The following is a 16,712-nucleotide window of genomic DNA, read 5'->3' on the forward strand; positions in this document are numbered from 1 at the left end:
TTTTAAAGTTTCGCGAAGCTGCGGCGTGCCGCATCGATGGTGCGTTGGATATCTTCTTTACTGTGCGCCAGCGACATAAAGCCTGCTTCAAAAGCAGATGGCGCAAGGTAAACGCCTTCTTCCAGCATCAGGTGGAAGAAACGCTTAAAGCGCTCAACGTCACACTGAGTGACGTCTTGATAGCAGGTCACTTCATCGGCATCAGTGAAGAAAATCCCGAACATACCGCCCACGTGGTTGATCACCAGCGGAATATTTTCGGCTTTCGCTGCGGCCAGCAGGCCTTGTGCTAACTGCGTGGTCAGATCGGTCAACGTGCTGTGGGTGCCTGGCTGCGCAATTTGCGACAGACACGCGAAGCCCGCCGCCATGGCAATCGGGTTACCGGACAAGGTACCGGCCTGATAAACCGGACCGGTTGGTGCCAGCGCATCCATCACATCACGACGACCACCAAAGGCACCGACCGGCATGCCGCCGCCGATGATTTTACCGAGACAGGTCAGGTCTGGCGTCACGTCGTAATAGGCCTGAGCACCGCCTAATGCAACACGGAAGCCGGTCATCACTTCGTCGATAATCAGCAGCGCACCGAATTCGTCACACAGCGTACGCAGGCCTGGCAGGAAGTCTGGCTGCGGTGGAATGCAGTTCATGTTGCCCGCTACCGGCTCAACGATGATGCAGGCAATATCCTCAGGATACTGTTCGAAAGCCGCACGCACGGTGCTGAGATCGTTATAGGTGCAGGTCAGCGTGTGCTTAGCGAAATCGGCCGGTACGCCCGGCGAGTTTGGCTGGCCGAGCGTCAGCGCGCCGGAGCCGGCTTTCACCAGGAGGCAGTCGGCGTGGCCGTGATAGCAACCTTCGAATTTGATGATTTTGTCGCGATGGGTGAAGCCGCGCGCCAGGCGAATGGCGCTCATGGTGGCTTCGGTGCCGGAGTTAACCATGCGCACCATGTCCATGCTGGGCACCAGCTCGCACACCAGCTCGGCCATTTTCACTTCCATCTCGGTTGGCGCGCCGAAGCTCAGACCGCGCGCAGCCGCTTCAACCACCGCGTTACGGATGTTGGCGTTGTTATGACCCAGCACCATCGGGCCCCACGAACCGACATAATCGATATAGCCTTTGCCGTCGGCGTCATACAGATACGCACCGTCAGCGCGTTCGATGAACAGCGGCACACCGCCCACACCGGTAAATGCACGTACCGGGGAGTTCACACCGCCGGGGATCAGGCGTTGCGCTGCGGCATACAGGTTTTCTGACTTACTCATTGTTCTGCTCCTGCTGTTCGGGAAAAAATCTGGCGCCATTCTACGGGAATAACGGCTTGCGCTAAAGTTTAGGGTATATACTTTCCTGCGCATGCGGCGGCACGCAGTGTCAAGCGTGAGACTTGATTGCACTGGACGGCTGGCAGATAATAGCGAGATTAAGGTCGTTTTCTGACCTCGACGTTTACCTGGAGTAAAAGATGAGTGACGACTTAACAGCGCTGCCTTTGCAATTCACTGATGCAGCAGCAAAAAAAGTAAAAAACCTGATTTCTGATGAAGAGAATCCCGCGCTGAAATTGCGCGTTTATATTACCGGCGGCGGTTGCAGCGGTTTCCAGTACGGCTTCACGTTTGACGATCAAATGAATGACGGTGACATGACCATCGAGAAACAAGGCGTGGCGCTGGTGGTGGATCCGATGAGCCTGCAATATCTGGTGGGCGGTTCCGTGGATTACACCGAAGGCCTGGAAGGTTCACGTTTTATCGTGACCAACCCGAATGCCAAAACCACCTGCGGTTGTGGTTCTTCCTTCAGCATCTAATGCTGCTTCTGGCTGCCGTTCTGGTAGCCAGATTCCTACCATTCAATAGTCACTAAACGCGCAGATTCACGGCGTTTAGCATCGCGTTTTAATACTCGTTCGGTAATGCGCGGCTGCGCGCTAAAGTGACGTCCACAATCTACTTTTGGCAGAGAGTGTTCACTCTGGCGTGAGATATCGCAACGCGAGAATAACGTTAAGGTAGCGGCGATAGAGCCGGTCGACGTGGCCGCACTCAGAGGTGCAGCGATCACGAGCCCTATGGCCAGCAGCAGTGCTCTGGTCATGAATAGTTCCTGGTGAAGACAAAATTGCGCTTAGCGCTAAAAATGGGCACAGAGCATACGTGGCCGCTGTGCCTTGTATTATGATTTACGACAATTTATGCCGAATCTTTAATCTTTATTAGTGCTTTTTTTCGTCGGATGTAAATCTGCACACAGCTGTTTCGCTGCCAGCAGCATGCGAGGCCCCGGACGGCTCAGCCAGTCGTCATTGATGGCGATCACCGGCACATCCAATTGCGGCTGCCAATATTGCGCGATGCTGGCGGCCCGAGCGGCATCACCCCCGATCACAATCGCCTGCGGATGGCGCATCAGCACCTGTTCGCGGCTCACCTGCGGCCAGCTAACGCTGCTATCGGCAAAAATATTCCTGCCGCCGCACAGCTCAATGACCTGGTTTTGCATGGTGTTACGCGAAGCCGTAAACAGCGGCTGCTGACCAAACTGCAAAAACAGCGGCAGCGGCGTACTTTGCTGATACTGCTTGCGCAGCTCCGCTTCCTGCGCGCGTAATGCCTGCGCCGCATCGATGGCTTGCTGCGGCTGCGGACTCCAGCGCTGTAACGCCGCCAGCGCATCGATCATTTGGTCAATGGTTTGCGGATCGATCCACTCAACCTTGACCCCGAAACGCTGCAGCTGTTCAATTTGCCGCTGTGGATTACCGCCGCGCCACGCCAGTACCACATCCGGCTTCAGTTGCAGAATGCGTTCCACTTTAATGCCTTGCCAGTTCGCCACTTGTTCCAGCGCGTTGGCCTGCGCGGGATAATCGGAGAAGGCGCTGACGGCGAGCGGCGTAATGCCTGCGGCGAAGGCCAGTTCCGTCAGATGGGGCGAAAGGGTGATGACGCGCGGCGCGGCGGCGAACAGGCTGTTGCACAGCAGCAACAGCCCAAGCAGCAGGATTTTAGCCACGCGCCAGCTGAACCAACAGGTTTTCAACCATCAGTGAAGATTGTTTTGCCGCAACACTGAGGAACTCATCGAAGCTGAGGTGTGATTCCTGATCGGCAACGTCAGAAATGGCGCGCACCACCACAAATGGCACCTTGAACTGATGGCAAACGTGACCAATTGCGGTCGCTTCCATCTCCACCGCAATCGCCTGCGGGAAGGTGGTGCGGATGCGTTCCAGCGGTGCAGCGCCGTTGATAAACGCATCGCCGCTCACTACCAAACCGCGTACCGCGTTGAGGTCGAGCTGCTTGATAACCCTTTCAGCGGCGGCAATCAGTTTGTCATCCGCCACGAAAGCGGCGGGGCAGCTGGCCATCTGGCCTGGCTCGTAACCGAAGGCGGTGACGTCGGCATCGTGATAGCGCACTTCATCCGACACCACGATATCGCCCACTTTCAGCGTTGGCGCCAATCCGCCGGCAGAACCGGTGTTGATTACCACATCCGGCTTGCACAGCTGAAGCAGCAAGGTGGTACCGAGCGCGGCGGCCACTTTGCCGATGCCTGATTTCAGCAGCGCCACCTCAACACCATTCAGCGTGCCGGTGTAAAATTCGCAGCCGGCCAGCGTCAGTGTCTGGCGGTTTTCGATTTTGTCACGCAGCAGTGTAACTTCCTGCTCCATCGCGCCAATAATGCCTACTTTCATAAGAATCTCGCTAATTTAATGGATGTAACCCGCAAAAGTGAGGCATAGTCTAACATGGCTGATTGAGGAAGAATTCACGAAAAAATAAGGGGTAATTATGGCGACGATCAATTTCAGGAAGAAGATCAGTTTCACCCGCCCTTATACCAGCCGCAAAGATCCCGAAGGGGAATACTTTATTACCCGCCACTTTGAAAGCGATCGCGGACGTATTATTAACTCCGCCGCCATTCGTCGTCTGCAACAGAAAACCCAGGTATTCCCGCTCGAGCGCAATGCGGCGGTGCGTTCGCGTCTAACGCACTCGCTGGAAGTGCAGCAAACCGGGCGATATATCACCAAAGAGATTCTGCAAGCGCTGAAAACCCAGGGCGGCGGGCTGGCGAATTATGGGCTGGATGAGTTTGAAGGTGCCTTCGAAAGCCTGATTGAGATGGCCTGTTTACTGCACGATGTCGGCAATCCGCCGTTTGGTCATTTTGGCGAGGCGGCGATCAATGACTGGTTCGACGAAAATCTGCCTGCCGAGCTGGTCGATCCGCTGGTGGCGGGCGTTGCCGATGAGGCTGAGCGCGCCGCTTTTGACCAGTTGAATGCAATGATTCGTCAAGATTTATGCCATTTCGAGGGTAACGCGCAGGCGATTCGCCTGGTGCATACGCTGCTGCAACTCAATCTCAGCTATGCGCAGGTCGCCTGTATTTTGAAATATACCGCGCCCGCATGGTGGCAAGGCGATAAACCGGCCGAATTTAGCGTATTAATGAAAAAGCCGGGCTTCTATTTATCTGAGCGAGAATATGTGGCTGAGTTGCGTGAAGCGACCAATATTAAACAGCACCATCGTTTCCCGCTTACCTGGATAATGGAAGCCGCCGACGATATCTCTTATTGCATTGCCGATTTGGATGACGCCGTTGAAAAAGACATCTTCCACGTTGAAACGTTGTATAAGCATTTATTGGATGCCTGGGGCGCGGTAAAAAACGGCGATGTTTTCAGCCGCACTATCGGTGATGCCTGGAAAGAGGCTAATCAGAAAAAACGCCGCAGTATCAGCGATCAATTCTTTATGTCATTGCGGGTTAACGTGCAAAACGTGCTGGTTAGCCATGCGGTTAAGCGTTTCATCGACAACTTACCGGCTATTTTCGAAGGTGATTTTAATCACGCTTTACTGGAAGATGATGGTGAAGAAGGTCGCTTGCTAAAACTATTTAAAACGGTTGCGCGTCAGCAGGTGTTTAATCATCCGGAAGTTGAACAACTGGAATTGCAGGGTTATCGGGTAATTAAAGGTTTGCTCGAAATATATCAGTCACTGCTGTTGCTGGATTACGAGCAATTTACCACCTTGATGAACGAGGATTTTCTGGCAAAGCATCCGATTGAAACCCGCTTGTTTCATAAGCTTTCTGGCAAACATCGAAAGGCCTATCAACAACACATGCGCTCATTAATTGTTGAGCATAAATATCAGCGCTTGTTGTGGGAACGTTATTATCGTGCGCGTCTGATTCAGGACTACATTAGTGGGATGACGGACAATTATGCCTGGGATGAATATCGTCGTTTAATGGCGGTTGAATAAGCGCACAATTGTAAAGATGAAGAACAATTTTTTACCTTTACCTAAAACTTTATTAGGAACTTCGCGCTAAAAACTTAATCTCACCATCACGACCACAGCAATGGTCTGGCCGTAATTCTTAGAGAGACACAGATAAATGAAAAAAAACACAATTATGCTGGCGTTGGCGCTGAGTTTCGGCGCGGCGACGTTGAGCCCTGTGAGTGCATTTGCCGCAGAGACCGCTTCTTCTTCCAGCCAGCAATTGCCAAGCCTGGCACCCATGCTGGAAAAAGTCATGCCTTCCGTGGTGAGTATTAGTGTGGAAGGCTCGACGACGGTTAAAACGCCGCGTATGCCGCAGCAGTTCCAGCAATTCTTTGGTGATAATTCTCCGTTCTGCCAGGACGGTTCACCGTTCCAAAGCTCACCCATGTGTCAAAACGGCGGTGGTGACGGCGGCGCGGATGGCGGTGCTAACGCGCAGAAACAGCAGTTCCGTGCGCTGGGTTCCGGCGTGGTAATTAACGCGGATAAAGGCTATGTGGTGACCAACAACCACGTGGTGGATAACGCGACCAAAATCCAGGTGCAGCTCAGCGATGGACGTCGTTACGACGCCAAAGTGATCGGTAAAGATCCACAATCAGATATCGCGCTGATTCAGCTGCAGGATGCGAAAAACCTCACCGCAATTAAGATTGCCGACTCCGACAACCTGCGCGTCGGTGATTACACCGTGGCGATTGGTAACCCGTACGGCCTTGGCGAAACGGTGACTTCGGGGATTGTTTCGGCGCTGGGCCGCAGCGGCCTGAACGTTGAAAATTACGAAAACTTCATCCAGACCGATGCGGCGATTAACCGTGGTAACTCCGGTGGCGCATTGGTAAACCTTAACGGCGAGCTGATCGGGATTAACACCGCGATTCTGGCGCCGGACGGCGGCAACATCGGTATCGGCTTTGCCATTCCAAGTTCAATGGTGAAAAACCTTACCGCGCAGATGGTGGAGTACGGTCAGGTGAAACGCGGCGAGCTGGGCATTATGGGCACCGAGCTGAACTCAGAGCTGGCGAAAGCGATGAAAGTCGATGCGCAGCGTGGCGCCTTTGTTAGCCAGGTATTGCCGAACTCTGCTGCGGCGAAAGCCGGCGTGAAAGCGGGTGACGTGGTGGTGTCGATGAACGGTAAAGCGCTGACCAGCTTTGCAGCGCTGCGTGCCGAAGTCGGCTCGCTGCCGGTCGGTACCAAGCTGCAGCTGGGTCTGCTGCGCGAAGGCAAACCGGTGAACGTCACCGTTGAACTGCAGCAGAGCTCGCAGGATAAAGTGCAGTCCGCCACCATTTACACCGGTATTGAAGGTGCCGATCTCAGCAATATTGATACCAACGGCCAGAAAGGCGTGCGCGTCGATAGCGTCAAGCCTGGCAGCGCAGCGGCGCGTATTGGCTTGAAGAAAGGTGACGTGATTCTGGGTGTCAACCAGCAAGCCGTGGCTAATCTTGGCGAGCTGCGTAAAGTGCTCGACACCAAACCTTCGGTGCTGGCACTGAACGTACAGCGCGGTGACAGCAGCCTGTATCTGCTGATGCAGTAAGTTTCAGGTTGTTGATAACAGGCGAGCTTTGGCTCGCCTTTTTTGTGTCTGTGCAAATGTCCGGTACTGAATGTGACGCTTACCGCAAATCCCGCATAATCCCGCTGGCTATGTGCAGTTGCACAATGTCAGCGCCGTAACGGATGCGTATTCTGTCTGTTCGTCCTTATCTCCGGAGTGTTTGATGGCCACCTATCATCTCGATGCGCGACTGGCTCAGGATATTGTTGCCCGCACCATGCAAATTATTGACAGCAATGTCAACGTGATGGATGCGCGTGGTCGCATCATCGGCAGTGGCGATCGTGAACGCATTGGCGAATTGCACGAAGGCGCGCTTTTGGTGCTGTCACAAGGGCGCGTGGTAGACATCGACGAAGCGGTGGCAAAACATCTGCACGGCGTGCGTCCTGGCATCAATTTGCCGCTGCGTATTGATGGCGATATCGTCGGCGTGATCGGTTTGACCGGCCAACCGGCAACGCTGCGTCACTACGGCGAATTGGTGTGTATGACCGCCGAAATGATGCTGGAACAGGCGCGTTTGCTACACATGCTGGCGCAAGATAGCCGCTTGCGAGAAGAGCTGGTGCTGAATCTGGTGCGCAGCGAAACCTTATCGCCAGCGCTCAGCGAATGGGCGCAGCGGCTCGGCATCGATCTCAATCAACCGCGCGTGGTGGCGGTGGTGGAAGTGGACAGCGGCCAGCTCGGCGTTGATAGCGCCATGTCCGAGCTGCAACAGCTGCAAACGCTGCTGACCACGCCAGAGCGCGACAACCTGATTGCGATTGTTTCACTCACCGAAATGGTGGTGCTGAAACCGGCACTGAATGTACATGGCCGCTACGATCAGGACGATCATCGTCGTCGCGTGGATCAACTGCTGCAACGCATGAAGGAGAGCGGCCAGGTGCGAATGCGCATCGCGCTCGGCAACTACTTTACCGGTCCCGGCAGCATCGCACGTTCGTACCGCACCGCGCGTACCACCATGATGGTGGGCAAACAGCGCATGCCGGAACAGCGCAGCTATTTTTATCAGGATCTGGTGCTGCCGGTGCTGCTCGACAGTTTACGCGGCGGCTGGCAGGCCAACGAACTGGCGCGCCCGCTGGCAAAGCTGAAAAGCATGGATAACAATGGCTTGCTGCGACGCACGCTGGTGGCGTGGTTCAGCCACAACGTGCAACCCAGCGCCACGGCACGCGCGCTGTTCATTCATCGCAACACGCTGGAGTATCGCCTCAACCGTATTTCCGAGCTCACTGGGCTCGATCTGGGCAATTTTGACGATCGCTTGCTGCTGTACGTGGCGCTTCAACTGGATGAGCAAAGTTAATGAGAAACCTGTGGATTGCGTTGCTGTGGCTGTATAGCGCGCTAAGTTTGGCTAACGATCCGGCCTTTCTCTCATTAAACGATCTGCAGAAAGTTAAGCAGCAGCTGGCACATCATCAGGCCGCGCCGCCAACGCTCGACGCCTGGCATCAGCTTAAACAGCAAGCGGATAACGCGCTACAACACCCCAATCCCAGCGTCACCGATAAAGGTATGATGCCGCTGAGCGGCTCGAAGCAGGATTATTTAAGCCTGAGCGCCTATTGGTGGCCGGACGCCAGCAGCGCCGACGGCCTGCCGTGGCAGCGTCGTGATGGCGAAGTGAATCCTGCCAGTAAGAATGATCAAAGTGATGGCGTGCGGCTGGCGCGCTTTACCGCCGATTTTCAGGCCCTGACGCTGGCGTGGTACTTCACTGGCAATCAACGTTATGCCGATAAAGCGCTGGCGATGATGCGTCACTGGTTTATCAATCCCACCAGCCGTATGCACCCTAATCTTAACTTTGCTCAAGGCATTCCGGGCCGATCCGCGGGCCGCCATGATGGCGTGCTCGATGGGCGCTACTTTGCCACGCGCGTGGTGGATGCGCTGACTTTGCTACGCAATGCGCCCGGTTGGCAGCCTGCCGATCAGCAAGCGATGCATTTATGGTTTAGCGAGTATCTGCACTGGCTGCGGCACAATCCGCTAGCACTGCAAGAAGCGGCGGCGGTGAATAATCATGGCAGTTGGTATTGCACGCAGGTGGCGGGAATCGCGTGGTATCTGGGCGATCGTGAGACAGTCACAGCGATGGTAGAGTTGGCGCGCAATAAAATTGCGCTGCAAATTCGTGCCGATGGCAGCCAGCCCGCAGAGTTAGCGCGCACGCGATCCTTCCATTACAGCTACTTCAATCTGCAGGCGCTTAGCGCATTGGCGCAGCTAGCCGGTAAAGCAGGGTTAGGCGATTTATGGCATAGCCAGCAGCCAGGCGGATCGTTGCTGGCAGCGCTCGACATGATGGCGCCGTACAGCGATGCCGCTAAAGTCTGGCCGTGGAAAAACCGCGATCGCGTGAGCCAGCGCATCATTCCGCTGCTTTCAATGGCCGATAACAGTCTGCAGCAGCCGCGTTATCAACAGTGGATCATGCAGACGCAATGGAAAGATCAAAAGAGTGCGGCGGTGAGGCAGGCACAGCGTGATACCTGGCTGCTTTCGCTGCCTTATCAGCAGCCATAAAAAAAGGCCAGCATCGGCTGGCCTGTTATCTAAAGCGCGAAATTAACGGTTGTTGCGGGTCAGCTGATCAAGGTCTGATTCGATTTCAGCGATCTTGTTCGAGACCACGCTTTCCAGATGGCGCAGATCCGCCAGAATTTTGCGCTTCAGATCCACTTCAACCTGGTCGCGCTGGCAAATCTGGTCCAGCTCATCGATCACATAACGCAGGTTCGGGCTGATTTCCTGCACTTCTTTGTAACCCTGGCTGGTGTGATCGGCGACAACGGTTTTGCGCTGACGTGGATATTTGAATTTCACGCTTTTAGCAAAGAATTCACCTTTGTCTTTGCGGAAGTAGATTTTAAGAATGTCGTTGTTAGCTTCCTGACGCAGGCTGTAACGGTCGATGTCGTCAGGGTTGCTGATACCTAAGCTTTTCAGGTTGTCGTACATAGCGTTTATATTCCATCTAAGAGTGGGTGAGCGCGCAGGACTATCATCATCATTCGGGATGCAGCAGAAACGCGGCAACCGGAACGCTTACGGCATACTAAATCAACTGTAGACACAAAAACCGGGATGAACAGTGCGCGACCGGAGTTAACTTGGCGCGGATTATGAACTGTTTGAAAAATAAACGCACGTGTTAATTCGCGGCGCGAAACAGGTAATTCTGGCGGGAGTGTAAACAAATAATTACGGGCCTGTAGGCAGGCCCGTCGGGAAGATCTTCAGGCAGGAGAAGCTCAGTCGATGCTGCGCAACAGTTCGTTAATGCCTGTTTTGCTGAGCGTTTTAGCGTCAACTTTCTTCACGATTACCGCGCAGTACAGGCTGTAGCTACCATCTTTAGACGGCAGATTACCGGAAACCACCACGGAACCCGCAGGTACGCGGCCGTAATGCACTTCGCCGGTTTCGCGGTCAAAGATTTTGGTGCTCTGGCCGATGTAAACGCCCATGGAGATCACGGAACCTTCTTCGACGATCACGCCTTCAACGATTTCTGAACGTGCGCCAATGAAGCAGTTATCTTCGATGATGGTTGGGTTAGCCTGCAGCGGCTCCAGCACGCCACCGATGCCCACGCCGCCTGACAGGTGGACGTTTTTACCGATCTGCGCGCAAGAACCCACAGTCGCCCAGGTATCAACCATGGTGCCTTCATCAACGTAAGCGCCGATGTTGACGTAGGAAGGCATCAGCACGGTATTACGTGCGATGAATGCGCCCTGACGCACGGCAGCAGGTGGCACAACGCGGAAACCGGCGTTTTTAAAACGCGCTTCATCCCAGCCAGCAAACTTCATTGGCACTTTGTCGTAGAAGCGGGTTTCCGACCCTTCCATGACCTGATTGTCGTTGATGCGGAACGACAACAGCACTGCTTTCTTCAGCCACTGATGCGTTACCCACTCACCGTTGATCTTTTCAGACACGCGCAGTTCACCGCTATCCAGCAGGCCAATAACCTGGGTGATAGCATCGCGGGTCGCGCTGTCTACGCTAGATGGCGTGATGTCGGCGCGGCGCTCAAAGGCAGATTCGATAACGCTCTGTAACTGTTGCATAATGATTTCCTAAGTCTGTAATACGGGTGCCATCATCGCACTGGCACGGTAAATAAATTTGATTAATCGATTGCGGTCACACTTTATCGTTTGGATTAAGGGCCTCTGTCAACCTCTGTTGCAACACATTGCGCATTTCCACCCCAAGCGCACGCCGCTCGCTATCGGCGAGGATGAAAAGATCCTCAACCCGTTCACCAATCGTACTGATGCGTGCGCCGTGCAGCGACACGCCCAAATCGGCGAACACTTCACCCACGCGCGCCAGCAAGCCGGGCTGATCGAGCGCGACCAATTCCAGATAACTGCGGCGGTCGGTGTGCGTTGGCAGGAAATTGACTTCGGTATCGACACTGAAATGCTTGAGGCGCGCAGACTGGCGACGCGTACGCGGCGGAACCCATTCGTTTTGCGTGATGGCTTGTTCCAGCGCCTGAATGATCAGCGGATGACGATCGGCGGCCAGCGGGCTGCCATCCGGCTCCAGCACAATAAAAGTGTCCATTGCCATGCCATCGCGACTGGTAAAGATCTGCGCATCATGCACGCTGAGATTGCGGCGATCCAACTCGCCGGCCACCGCCGCAAACAGGTGCGGACGATCCGGGCTCCAGATAAAGATCTCGGTACCGCCGCGCGTGGCCTGCGGGCTGACCAGCACCAGCGGTTTGTTGAGATCGTGATGAATTAAATGACGCGCATGCCAGGCGAGCTGATTCGGTGTGTGGCGCAGAAAATAGTCGGCGCGGCAGCGGCTCCAGATATGGTGCAAACGCTCTTCGTCGAGGTTTTCCATCCGCAGCAGCGCCAGCGCTTGCAGACGATGATGGCGCACGCGCTCGCGCAGATCCGGGCTGTTTTCCATGCCGCGGCGCAGCTGTTTTTCGGTCGCGAAGAACAGCTCGCGCAACAGGCTCTGCTTCCAGCTGTTCCACAAGCTTTCATTGGTGGCGCAGATATCGGAAACCGTCAGGCACGCCAGATAGCGCAAGCGGTTTTCGTTCTGCATCACTTCGGCGAATTGCTGAATCACGGTGGGATCCTGAATATCGCGGCGCTGCGCGGTGACTGACATCAATAAATGATGGCGTACCAGCCAGGCAACCAGCTGCGTTTCGCGGGAGTTCAGTCCGTGTAATTCGGCAAAGTCGAGTGCATCCTGCGCGCCGAGAATGGAGTGATCGCCGTTGCGGCCTTTGGCGATATCGTGCAGCAGCGCAGCCATCAGCAACAGTTCCGGCTGTGGCAGGCGCGGCCAGAGTTCAACGCACAGCGGATGCATCGGGCGCGTGGCTTCGTCGGCAAAACTCTCCAGCTTCTGCAGCACGCGGATGGTGTGCTCATCCACCGTGTAAGCGTGGAACAGATCGAACTGCATCTGGCCAACGATGTTGCCCCACAGCGGCGTATAGGCCCATAACACGCTGTGACGATGCATCGGCACCAGCGCACGCTTAACCGCGCCAGGATGACGCAGAATCGCCATAAAGGTTTCACGCGCTTCAGGAATTTGACACAGCGGCTGCTTCAAATGGCGGCGCGCATAGCGCAGCTGCCGCAGCGTGGTGGAGTAAATACCTTTGATGTTTTCGTTACGCACCATCACGTAGAACATACGCAAGATGGCTTGCGGCTCACGCTCAAACAGCGTGAGATCGCGCAGGTCGATGAGATCACCGCGAATCTGGAAATCGTCATCAATGTTGCGCGGTTTTTCAGTGGTCGACAGCGCCAGAATCGCTTCATCGAACAGCTGCAGCAGCATTTGATTGAGTTCGCCGATGCGACGCGTGACGCGATAGAAGTCCTTCATCATGCGCTCAACCGGCTCGTTGACTTCGCCAAGATAGTTGAGGCGTTGAGCGACGGTGAGTTGGCGATCGAACAGCAGACGATTGTCATAGCGTGGCAGCGTTAAGTGCAGCGCAAAGCGAATGCGCCACAAAAATTCCTGACACTCGTTGATTTCATTGCGTTCCGCTTCGGTGATAAAGCCGAAACCAACCATCTCATCCATGGTGGTGGCGCCAAAGTGACGACGCGCCACCCATTGCAGCGTGTGTATGTCGCGCAGGCCGCCGGGGCTGCTTTTGATATCCGGTTCGAGGTTATAGCTGGTGCCGTGATAGCGCTGATGGCGCTCCTGCTGCTCTTCAATTTTGGCGGCGAAGAAGCGCGACGACGGCCAGAAACCATCGCTGAAGATGTTCTTTTGCAGTTCGAGAAACAGCGCCACATCGCCAGTGAGCATGCGCGATTCGATCAGGTTGGTGGCGACCGTAAGATCGGATAAGCCTTCCAGCAGGCACTCTTCCAGCGTACGTACGCTGTGACCAACTTCCAGCTTCAAATCCCACATCAGCGTTAGCAGCTCGCTGGCGCGCTGCGCGGCTGTGTCGTCCAGCGGCTGGCGGCTGAGGATCAGCACATCAATATCGGAGAGCGGATGCAGTTCGCCGCGACCATAACCGCCAACGGCAACCAGTGCGATCTCCTTCATCTGGTCGAAACCAAAGAAGCGCCACAGGCGACGCAGTAAGCGGTCGATAAACAGCGTGCGGGCATCAATCAGAGATTCAATATCGGTGCCCGCATCAAATGCAATGCCCAGGTGCTGCTGGAATTGCTCAAGATAGTGTTTGAGCTTGTCGCGCGTCAGGGCGTCATCCGGCCAGCTGGCGGGGGAATCGGTCAGGCCTTTGTGTACTGCTTCGGTCACGCTACCACTCATCAACATGCCTCTTCATTACGCACATAAAAAAGGCCAGCGATAAGCCGGCCTGGTACTGTTAGCGAGATGATTACGCGACGTTTTCGAGCACCGCTGGAATGGTGTCGTCTTCACGCAGCGTCAGAATCTCACAGCCGTTTTCTGTCACCACAATAGTATGCTCATACTGCGCGGACAAGCTGCGATCTTTGGTTTTCACGGTCCAGCCATCCTTCATGGTGCGGATGCGGTAATCACCGGCATTGACCATCGGTTCGATGGTGAAGGTCATGCCTGCTTGCAACACCACGCCGCTATCATCCGCGTCGTAATGCAGTACCTGCGGCTCTTCGTGGAAGCCTTTGCCGATGCCGTGACCGCAATACTCGCGCACCACCGAAAAATCCTGTGCTTCAACATACTGCTGAATCGCGCGGCCCAGTTCACGCAGACGAATACCCGGTTTCACCAGACGCAGCGCGATATAGAGACTTTCCTGAGTAACGCGACACAGGCGCTCGCCCTGAATGGTGGCTTTACCGACGATGAACATTTTTGAGGTATCGCCGTGATACTCATCTTTGATCACTGTGACATCGACGTTAACTACGTCGCCATCCTTCAGCACGCGATCGTCGCTCGGAATACCGTGACATACCACTTCATTCACCGAAATACACACTGATTTCGGGAAGCCGTGATAGCCGAGGCAGGCGGAAATCGCCTGCTGCTTCTGCGTGATGTGTTCGTGGCAGAGACGATCCAGTTCACCGGTGGTGACGCCAGGCACCACGTGCGGGGCAATCATCTCCAGCACTTCAGCGGCAAGGCGGCCCGCCACGCGCATTTTTTCGATTTCTTCAGGGGTTTTAATTGAAATAGCCATTAAATTAATCCGCAATCGTCGAAATTTTCGACAATAATGAGTTCTGTGGCAGTCATGTTAGCAGCCAGCAAAAGGGCTGCCAAATGGCGATTGTCTGCGCCTGCGGCGCTCAACTACTATTGGCGTATTCCTGCGCATTGTGGTATAAAGCGCGCCGACGATTCTCTGTCACCGACGTTTGGCTGGCAGGAAACGCATAAAACTCATTATGTGTACTAAAACACACATGTATCGACACATACGCCGGGGTGCCTTGAAAGAGGTCGGTCGTATGGGATACATGGAGGCCCAACCCCAAATCAAACTTTAGAGGTAATCATGGCAACTGTTTCAATGCGCGACATGCTCAAGGCTGGTGTTCACTTTGGTCACCAGACCCGTTACTGGAACCCGAAAATGAAGCCATTCATCTTCGGCGCACGTAACAAGGTTCACATCATCAACCTCGAGCAGACTGTGCCAATGTTCAACGACGCTCTGGCTGAGTTGAAAAAGATCTCTTCCCGTAAAGGTAAGATCCTGATCGTTGGTACTAAGCGCGCTGCTGCCGAAGCGGTAAAAGAGTCAGCTCTGAGCTGCGACCAGTTCTTCGTAAACCACCGCTGGTTGGGTGGCATGCTGACTAACTGGAAAACCGTTCGTCAGTCAATCAAACGCCTGAAAGATCTTGAGTCTCAGTCTCAGGACGGTACTTTCGACAAACTGACCAAGAAAGAAGCGCTGATGCGCACTCGCGAACTGGCCAAGCTGGAAAACAGCCTGGGCGGTATCAAAGATATGGGCGGTCTGCCGGATGCACTGTTCGTTGTTGACGCTGATCACGAGCACATCGCTATCAAAGAAGCAAACAACCTGGGTATCCCAGTATTTGCTATCGTTGATACCAACTCTGATCCAGACGGCGTTGACTTCGTTATCCCAGGTAACGACGATGCGATCCGTGCTGTAAGCCTGTACCTGACTGCCGTTGCCACTACCGTGCGCGAAGGCCGTTCACAGGATCTGGCTGAGCAGGCTGAAGAAGCTGCTGAAGCTTAATAAGGTTCGCTCTTTCTAAGAGCCCTTAGACATCAGATGTTATCTGTTAAGGGGGCCGTTCAGGCCCCTTTATTTTATCTAAGTCTGTCACGCTCACTACAGAGCGAGCGGGGCAGAGTAAATTTTCCGCAACAAGTTTCTGACAGTGTGTGAGCACACAGAGACGAATCGAGGATTCTGGAATGGCTGATATTACCGCTGCATTGGTAAAAGAACTGCGTGAGCGTACTGGCGCAGGCATGATGGACTGCAAAAAAGCGCTGACCGAAGCGAACGGCGACATCGAGCTGGCGATTGAGAACATGCGCAAATCTGGCGCAATCAAAGCGGCTAAGAAAGCAGGCAACGTTGCTGCTGATGGCGTGATCAAAACCAAAATCGCTGACGGCTTCGCGGCGATCCTGGAAGTAAACTGCCAGACCGACTTCGTTGCAAAAGATGGCGGTTTCCAGGCGTTTGCTGACAAGGTTCTGGATGCAGCTGTCGCTGGCAAAGTTACCGATGTGGAAGTTCTGAAAGCGCAGTTCGAAGAAGAACGCGTAGCGCTGGTTACGAAAATCGGTGAGAACATCAACATCCGTCGTATTGCTATTCTGGAAGGCGCTGAGCTGAACAGCTATCAGCATGGCGCACGTATCGGTGTGGTTGTTTCTACCACCGGTGCTGACGAAGAACTGGGCAAGCAAGTTGCTATGCACATCGCTGCAAGCAAGCCAGAATTCGTCAAGCCAGAAGACGTGTCTGCAGACGTGGTTGAGAAAGAGTACCAGGTTCAGCTGGATATCGCCATGCAGTCTGGCAAGCCAAAAGAAATCGCAGAGAAAATGGTTGAAGGCCGCATGAAGAAATTCACCGGCGAAGTTTCTCTGACCGGTCAGGCTTTCGTTATCGACCCAAGCAAAACCGTTGGCCAGGCGTTGAAAGAGAAAAACGCTGACGTCATCAACTTCATCCGCTTCGAAGTGGGCGAAGGCATTGAGAAAGTTGAAGCTGACTTCGCAGCAGAAGTTGCTGCAATGTCCAAACAGTCTTAATGGTCCGAAAGAACCGCCACAAGGCG

At 54.4% G+C, this 16,712-nt stretch carries 15 protein-coding genes; 7 read left to right on the forward strand and 8 right to left on the reverse strand.

Annotated features, from left to right (window positions below; all coding sequences use genetic code 11):
• Positions 1–2: 2 nt before the first annotated feature.
• Positions 3–1,283 carry a glutamate-1-semialdehyde 2,1-aminomutase gene (hemL, locus tag ACYAC5_RS03860; protein ID WP_192412339.1) on the reverse strand — a complete coding sequence of 427 codons (1,281 nt, stop codon included), beginning with the start codon at positions 1,281–1,283 and terminating at the stop codon, positions 3–5.
• A 200-nt stretch (positions 1,284–1,483) separates the two neighbouring features.
• Here hemL and erpA point away from each other — a divergent pair, with 200 nt between their 5' ends.
• Positions 1,484–1,831 (forward strand): iron-sulfur cluster insertion protein ErpA, encoded by a 348-nt coding sequence (gene erpA, locus ACYAC5_RS03865; protein ID WP_280172474.1) that lies wholly within the window; start codon positions 1,484–1,486, stop codon positions 1,829–1,831.
• A 35-nt stretch (positions 1,832–1,866) separates the two neighbouring features.
• Here erpA and ACYAC5_RS03870 read toward each other — a convergent pair whose 3' ends face one another.
• The 3 genes from ACYAC5_RS03870 to mtnN all read right to left on the reverse strand — a co-directional run bounded on the left by ACYAC5_RS03870 (position 1,867) and on the right by mtnN (position 3,727).
• Positions 1,867–2,118 carry a hypothetical protein gene (locus ACYAC5_RS03870; RefSeq protein ID WP_101762055.1) on the reverse strand — a complete coding sequence of 84 codons (252 nt, stop codon included), beginning with the start codon at positions 2,116–2,118 and terminating at the stop codon, positions 1,867–1,869.
• Positions 2,119–2,226: 108 nt separating this feature from the next.
• Entirely contained in the window at positions 2,227–3,036 is an 810-nt protein-coding gene (gene btuF, locus ACYAC5_RS03875) for a vitamin B12 ABC transporter substrate-binding protein BtuF (RefSeq protein WP_280172475.1), read from the reverse strand.
• The gene (gene mtnN / locus ACYAC5_RS03880; RefSeq protein ID WP_280172476.1) at positions 3,029–3,727 is read right to left on the reverse strand and encodes a 5'-methylthioadenosine/S-adenosylhomocysteine nucleosidase; all 699 of its coding nucleotides are present in this window, start codon (positions 3,725–3,727) and stop codon (positions 3,029–3,031) included. The genes btuF and mtnN overlap by 8 nt, the downstream gene beginning before the upstream one ends.
• 97 nt (positions 3,728–3,824) lie before the next feature.
• Here mtnN and dgt point away from each other — a divergent pair, with 97 nt between their 5' ends.
• The 4 genes from dgt (at position 3,825) to ACYAC5_RS03900 (ending at position 9,465) form a co-directional block, all read left to right on the forward strand.
• Positions 3,825–5,318: a dGTPase gene (gene dgt, locus ACYAC5_RS03885; protein ID WP_101762053.1), complete on the forward strand. Its 1,494-nt coding sequence runs from the start codon at positions 3,825–3,827 to the stop codon at positions 5,316–5,318.
• 136 nt (positions 5,319–5,454) lie between these two features.
• The gene (gene degP / locus ACYAC5_RS03890; RefSeq protein ID WP_192235655.1) at positions 5,455–6,897 is read left to right on the forward strand and encodes a serine endoprotease DegP; all 1,443 of its coding nucleotides are present in this window, start codon (positions 5,455–5,457) and stop codon (positions 6,895–6,897) included.
• 184 nt (positions 6,898–7,081) lie between these two features.
• On the forward strand, positions 7,082–8,239 hold the full coding sequence (locus tag ACYAC5_RS03895; RefSeq protein ID WP_110867567.1) for a CdaR family transcriptional regulator: 1,158 nt from the start codon (positions 7,082–7,084) through the stop codon (positions 8,237–8,239).
• On the forward strand, positions 8,239–9,465 hold the full coding sequence (locus ACYAC5_RS03900) for an alginate lyase family protein (RefSeq protein ID WP_277974546.1): 1,227 nt from the start codon (positions 8,239–8,241) through the stop codon (positions 9,463–9,465). The genes ACYAC5_RS03895 and ACYAC5_RS03900 overlap by 1 nt, the downstream gene beginning before the upstream one ends.
• Positions 9,466–9,507: 42 nt before the next feature.
• Here ACYAC5_RS03900 and ACYAC5_RS03905 read toward each other — a convergent pair whose 3' ends face one another.
• The 4 genes from ACYAC5_RS03905 to map form a co-directional block, all read right to left on the reverse strand.
• Complete coding sequence (locus ACYAC5_RS03905) at positions 9,508–9,900, reverse strand: DUF3461 family protein (protein WP_007893894.1); 393 nt, start codon at positions 9,898–9,900, stop codon at positions 9,508–9,510.
• Between the two features lie 293 nt (positions 9,901–10,193).
• Positions 10,194–11,018, reverse strand: coding sequence for a 2,3,4,5-tetrahydropyridine-2,6-dicarboxylate N-succinyltransferase (gene dapD / locus ACYAC5_RS03910; RefSeq protein WP_008108489.1), 825 nt, complete (start codon positions 11,016–11,018; stop codon positions 10,194–10,196).
• 76 nt (positions 11,019–11,094) lie between these two features.
• Positions 11,095–13,749: a bifunctional uridylyltransferase/uridylyl-removing protein GlnD gene (glnD, locus tag ACYAC5_RS03915; protein WP_110867586.1), complete on the reverse strand. Its 2,655-nt coding sequence runs from the start codon at positions 13,747–13,749 to the stop codon at positions 11,095–11,097.
• 70 nt (positions 13,750–13,819) lie between these two features.
• The gene (gene map, locus ACYAC5_RS03920; protein ID WP_008108487.1) at positions 13,820–14,614 is read right to left on the reverse strand and encodes a type I methionyl aminopeptidase; all 795 of its coding nucleotides are present in this window, start codon (positions 14,612–14,614) and stop codon (positions 13,820–13,822) included.
• Between the two features lie 318 nt (positions 14,615–14,932).
• Between map and rpsB the strand changes: the two genes are divergently transcribed.
• Positions 14,933–15,652, forward strand: a complete 720-nt coding sequence (rpsB, locus tag ACYAC5_RS03925) for a 30S ribosomal protein S2 (protein ID WP_007893898.1) — start codon at positions 14,933–14,935, stop codon at positions 15,650–15,652.
• A 182-nt stretch (positions 15,653–15,834) separates the two neighbouring features.
• Complete coding sequence (gene tsf, locus ACYAC5_RS03930; protein ID WP_309835868.1) at positions 15,835–16,686, forward strand: translation elongation factor Ts; 852 nt, start codon at positions 15,835–15,837, stop codon at positions 16,684–16,686.
• Positions 16,687–16,712 lie beyond the last annotated feature (26 nt).

This window comes from Pantoea sp. y20, from assembly GCF_054903455.1.

Excerpts from the sequence above, each read along its gene's own strand:
- hemL (WP_192412339.1), bottom strand. The coding sequence starts at position 1,283 with ATGAGTAAGTCAGAAAACCTGTATGCCGCAGCGCAACGCCTGATCCCC.
- erpA (WP_280172474.1), top strand. The coding sequence starts at position 1,484 with ATGAGTGACGACTTAACAGCGCTGCCTTTGCAATTCACTGATGCAGCA.
- ACYAC5_RS03870 (WP_101762055.1), bottom strand. The coding sequence starts at position 2,118 with ATGACCAGAGCACTGCTGCTGGCCATAGGGCTCGTGATCGCTGCACCT.
- mtnN (WP_280172476.1), bottom strand. The coding sequence starts at position 3,727 with ATGAAAGTAGGCATTATTGGCGCGATGGAGCAGGAAGTTACACTGCTG.
- dgt (WP_101762053.1), top strand. The coding sequence starts at position 3,825 with ATGGCGACGATCAATTTCAGGAAGAAGATCAGTTTCACCCGCCCTTAT.
- degP (WP_192235655.1), top strand. The coding sequence starts at position 5,455 with ATGAAAAAAAACACAATTATGCTGGCGTTGGCGCTGAGTTTCGGCGCG.
- ACYAC5_RS03895 (WP_110867567.1), top strand. The coding sequence starts at position 7,082 with ATGGCCACCTATCATCTCGATGCGCGACTGGCTCAGGATATTGTTGCC.
- ACYAC5_RS03900 (WP_277974546.1), top strand. The coding sequence starts at position 8,239 with ATGAGAAACCTGTGGATTGCGTTGCTGTGGCTGTATAGCGCGCTAAGT.
- ACYAC5_RS03905 (WP_007893894.1), bottom strand. The coding sequence starts at position 9,900 with ATGTACGACAACCTGAAAAGCTTAGGTATCAGCAACCCTGACGACATC.
- dapD (WP_008108489.1), bottom strand. The coding sequence starts at position 11,018 with ATGCAACAGTTACAGAGCGTTATCGAATCTGCCTTTGAGCGCCGCGCC.
- glnD (WP_110867586.1), bottom strand. The coding sequence starts at position 13,749 with ATGAGTGGTAGCGTGACCGAAGCAGTACACAAAGGCCTGACCGATTCC.
- map (WP_008108487.1), bottom strand. The coding sequence starts at position 14,614 with ATGGCTATTTCAATTAAAACCCCTGAAGAAATCGAAAAAATGCGCGTG.
- rpsB (WP_007893898.1), top strand. The coding sequence starts at position 14,933 with ATGGCAACTGTTTCAATGCGCGACATGCTCAAGGCTGGTGTTCACTTT.
- tsf (WP_309835868.1), top strand. The coding sequence starts at position 15,835 with ATGGCTGATATTACCGCTGCATTGGTAAAAGAACTGCGTGAGCGTACT.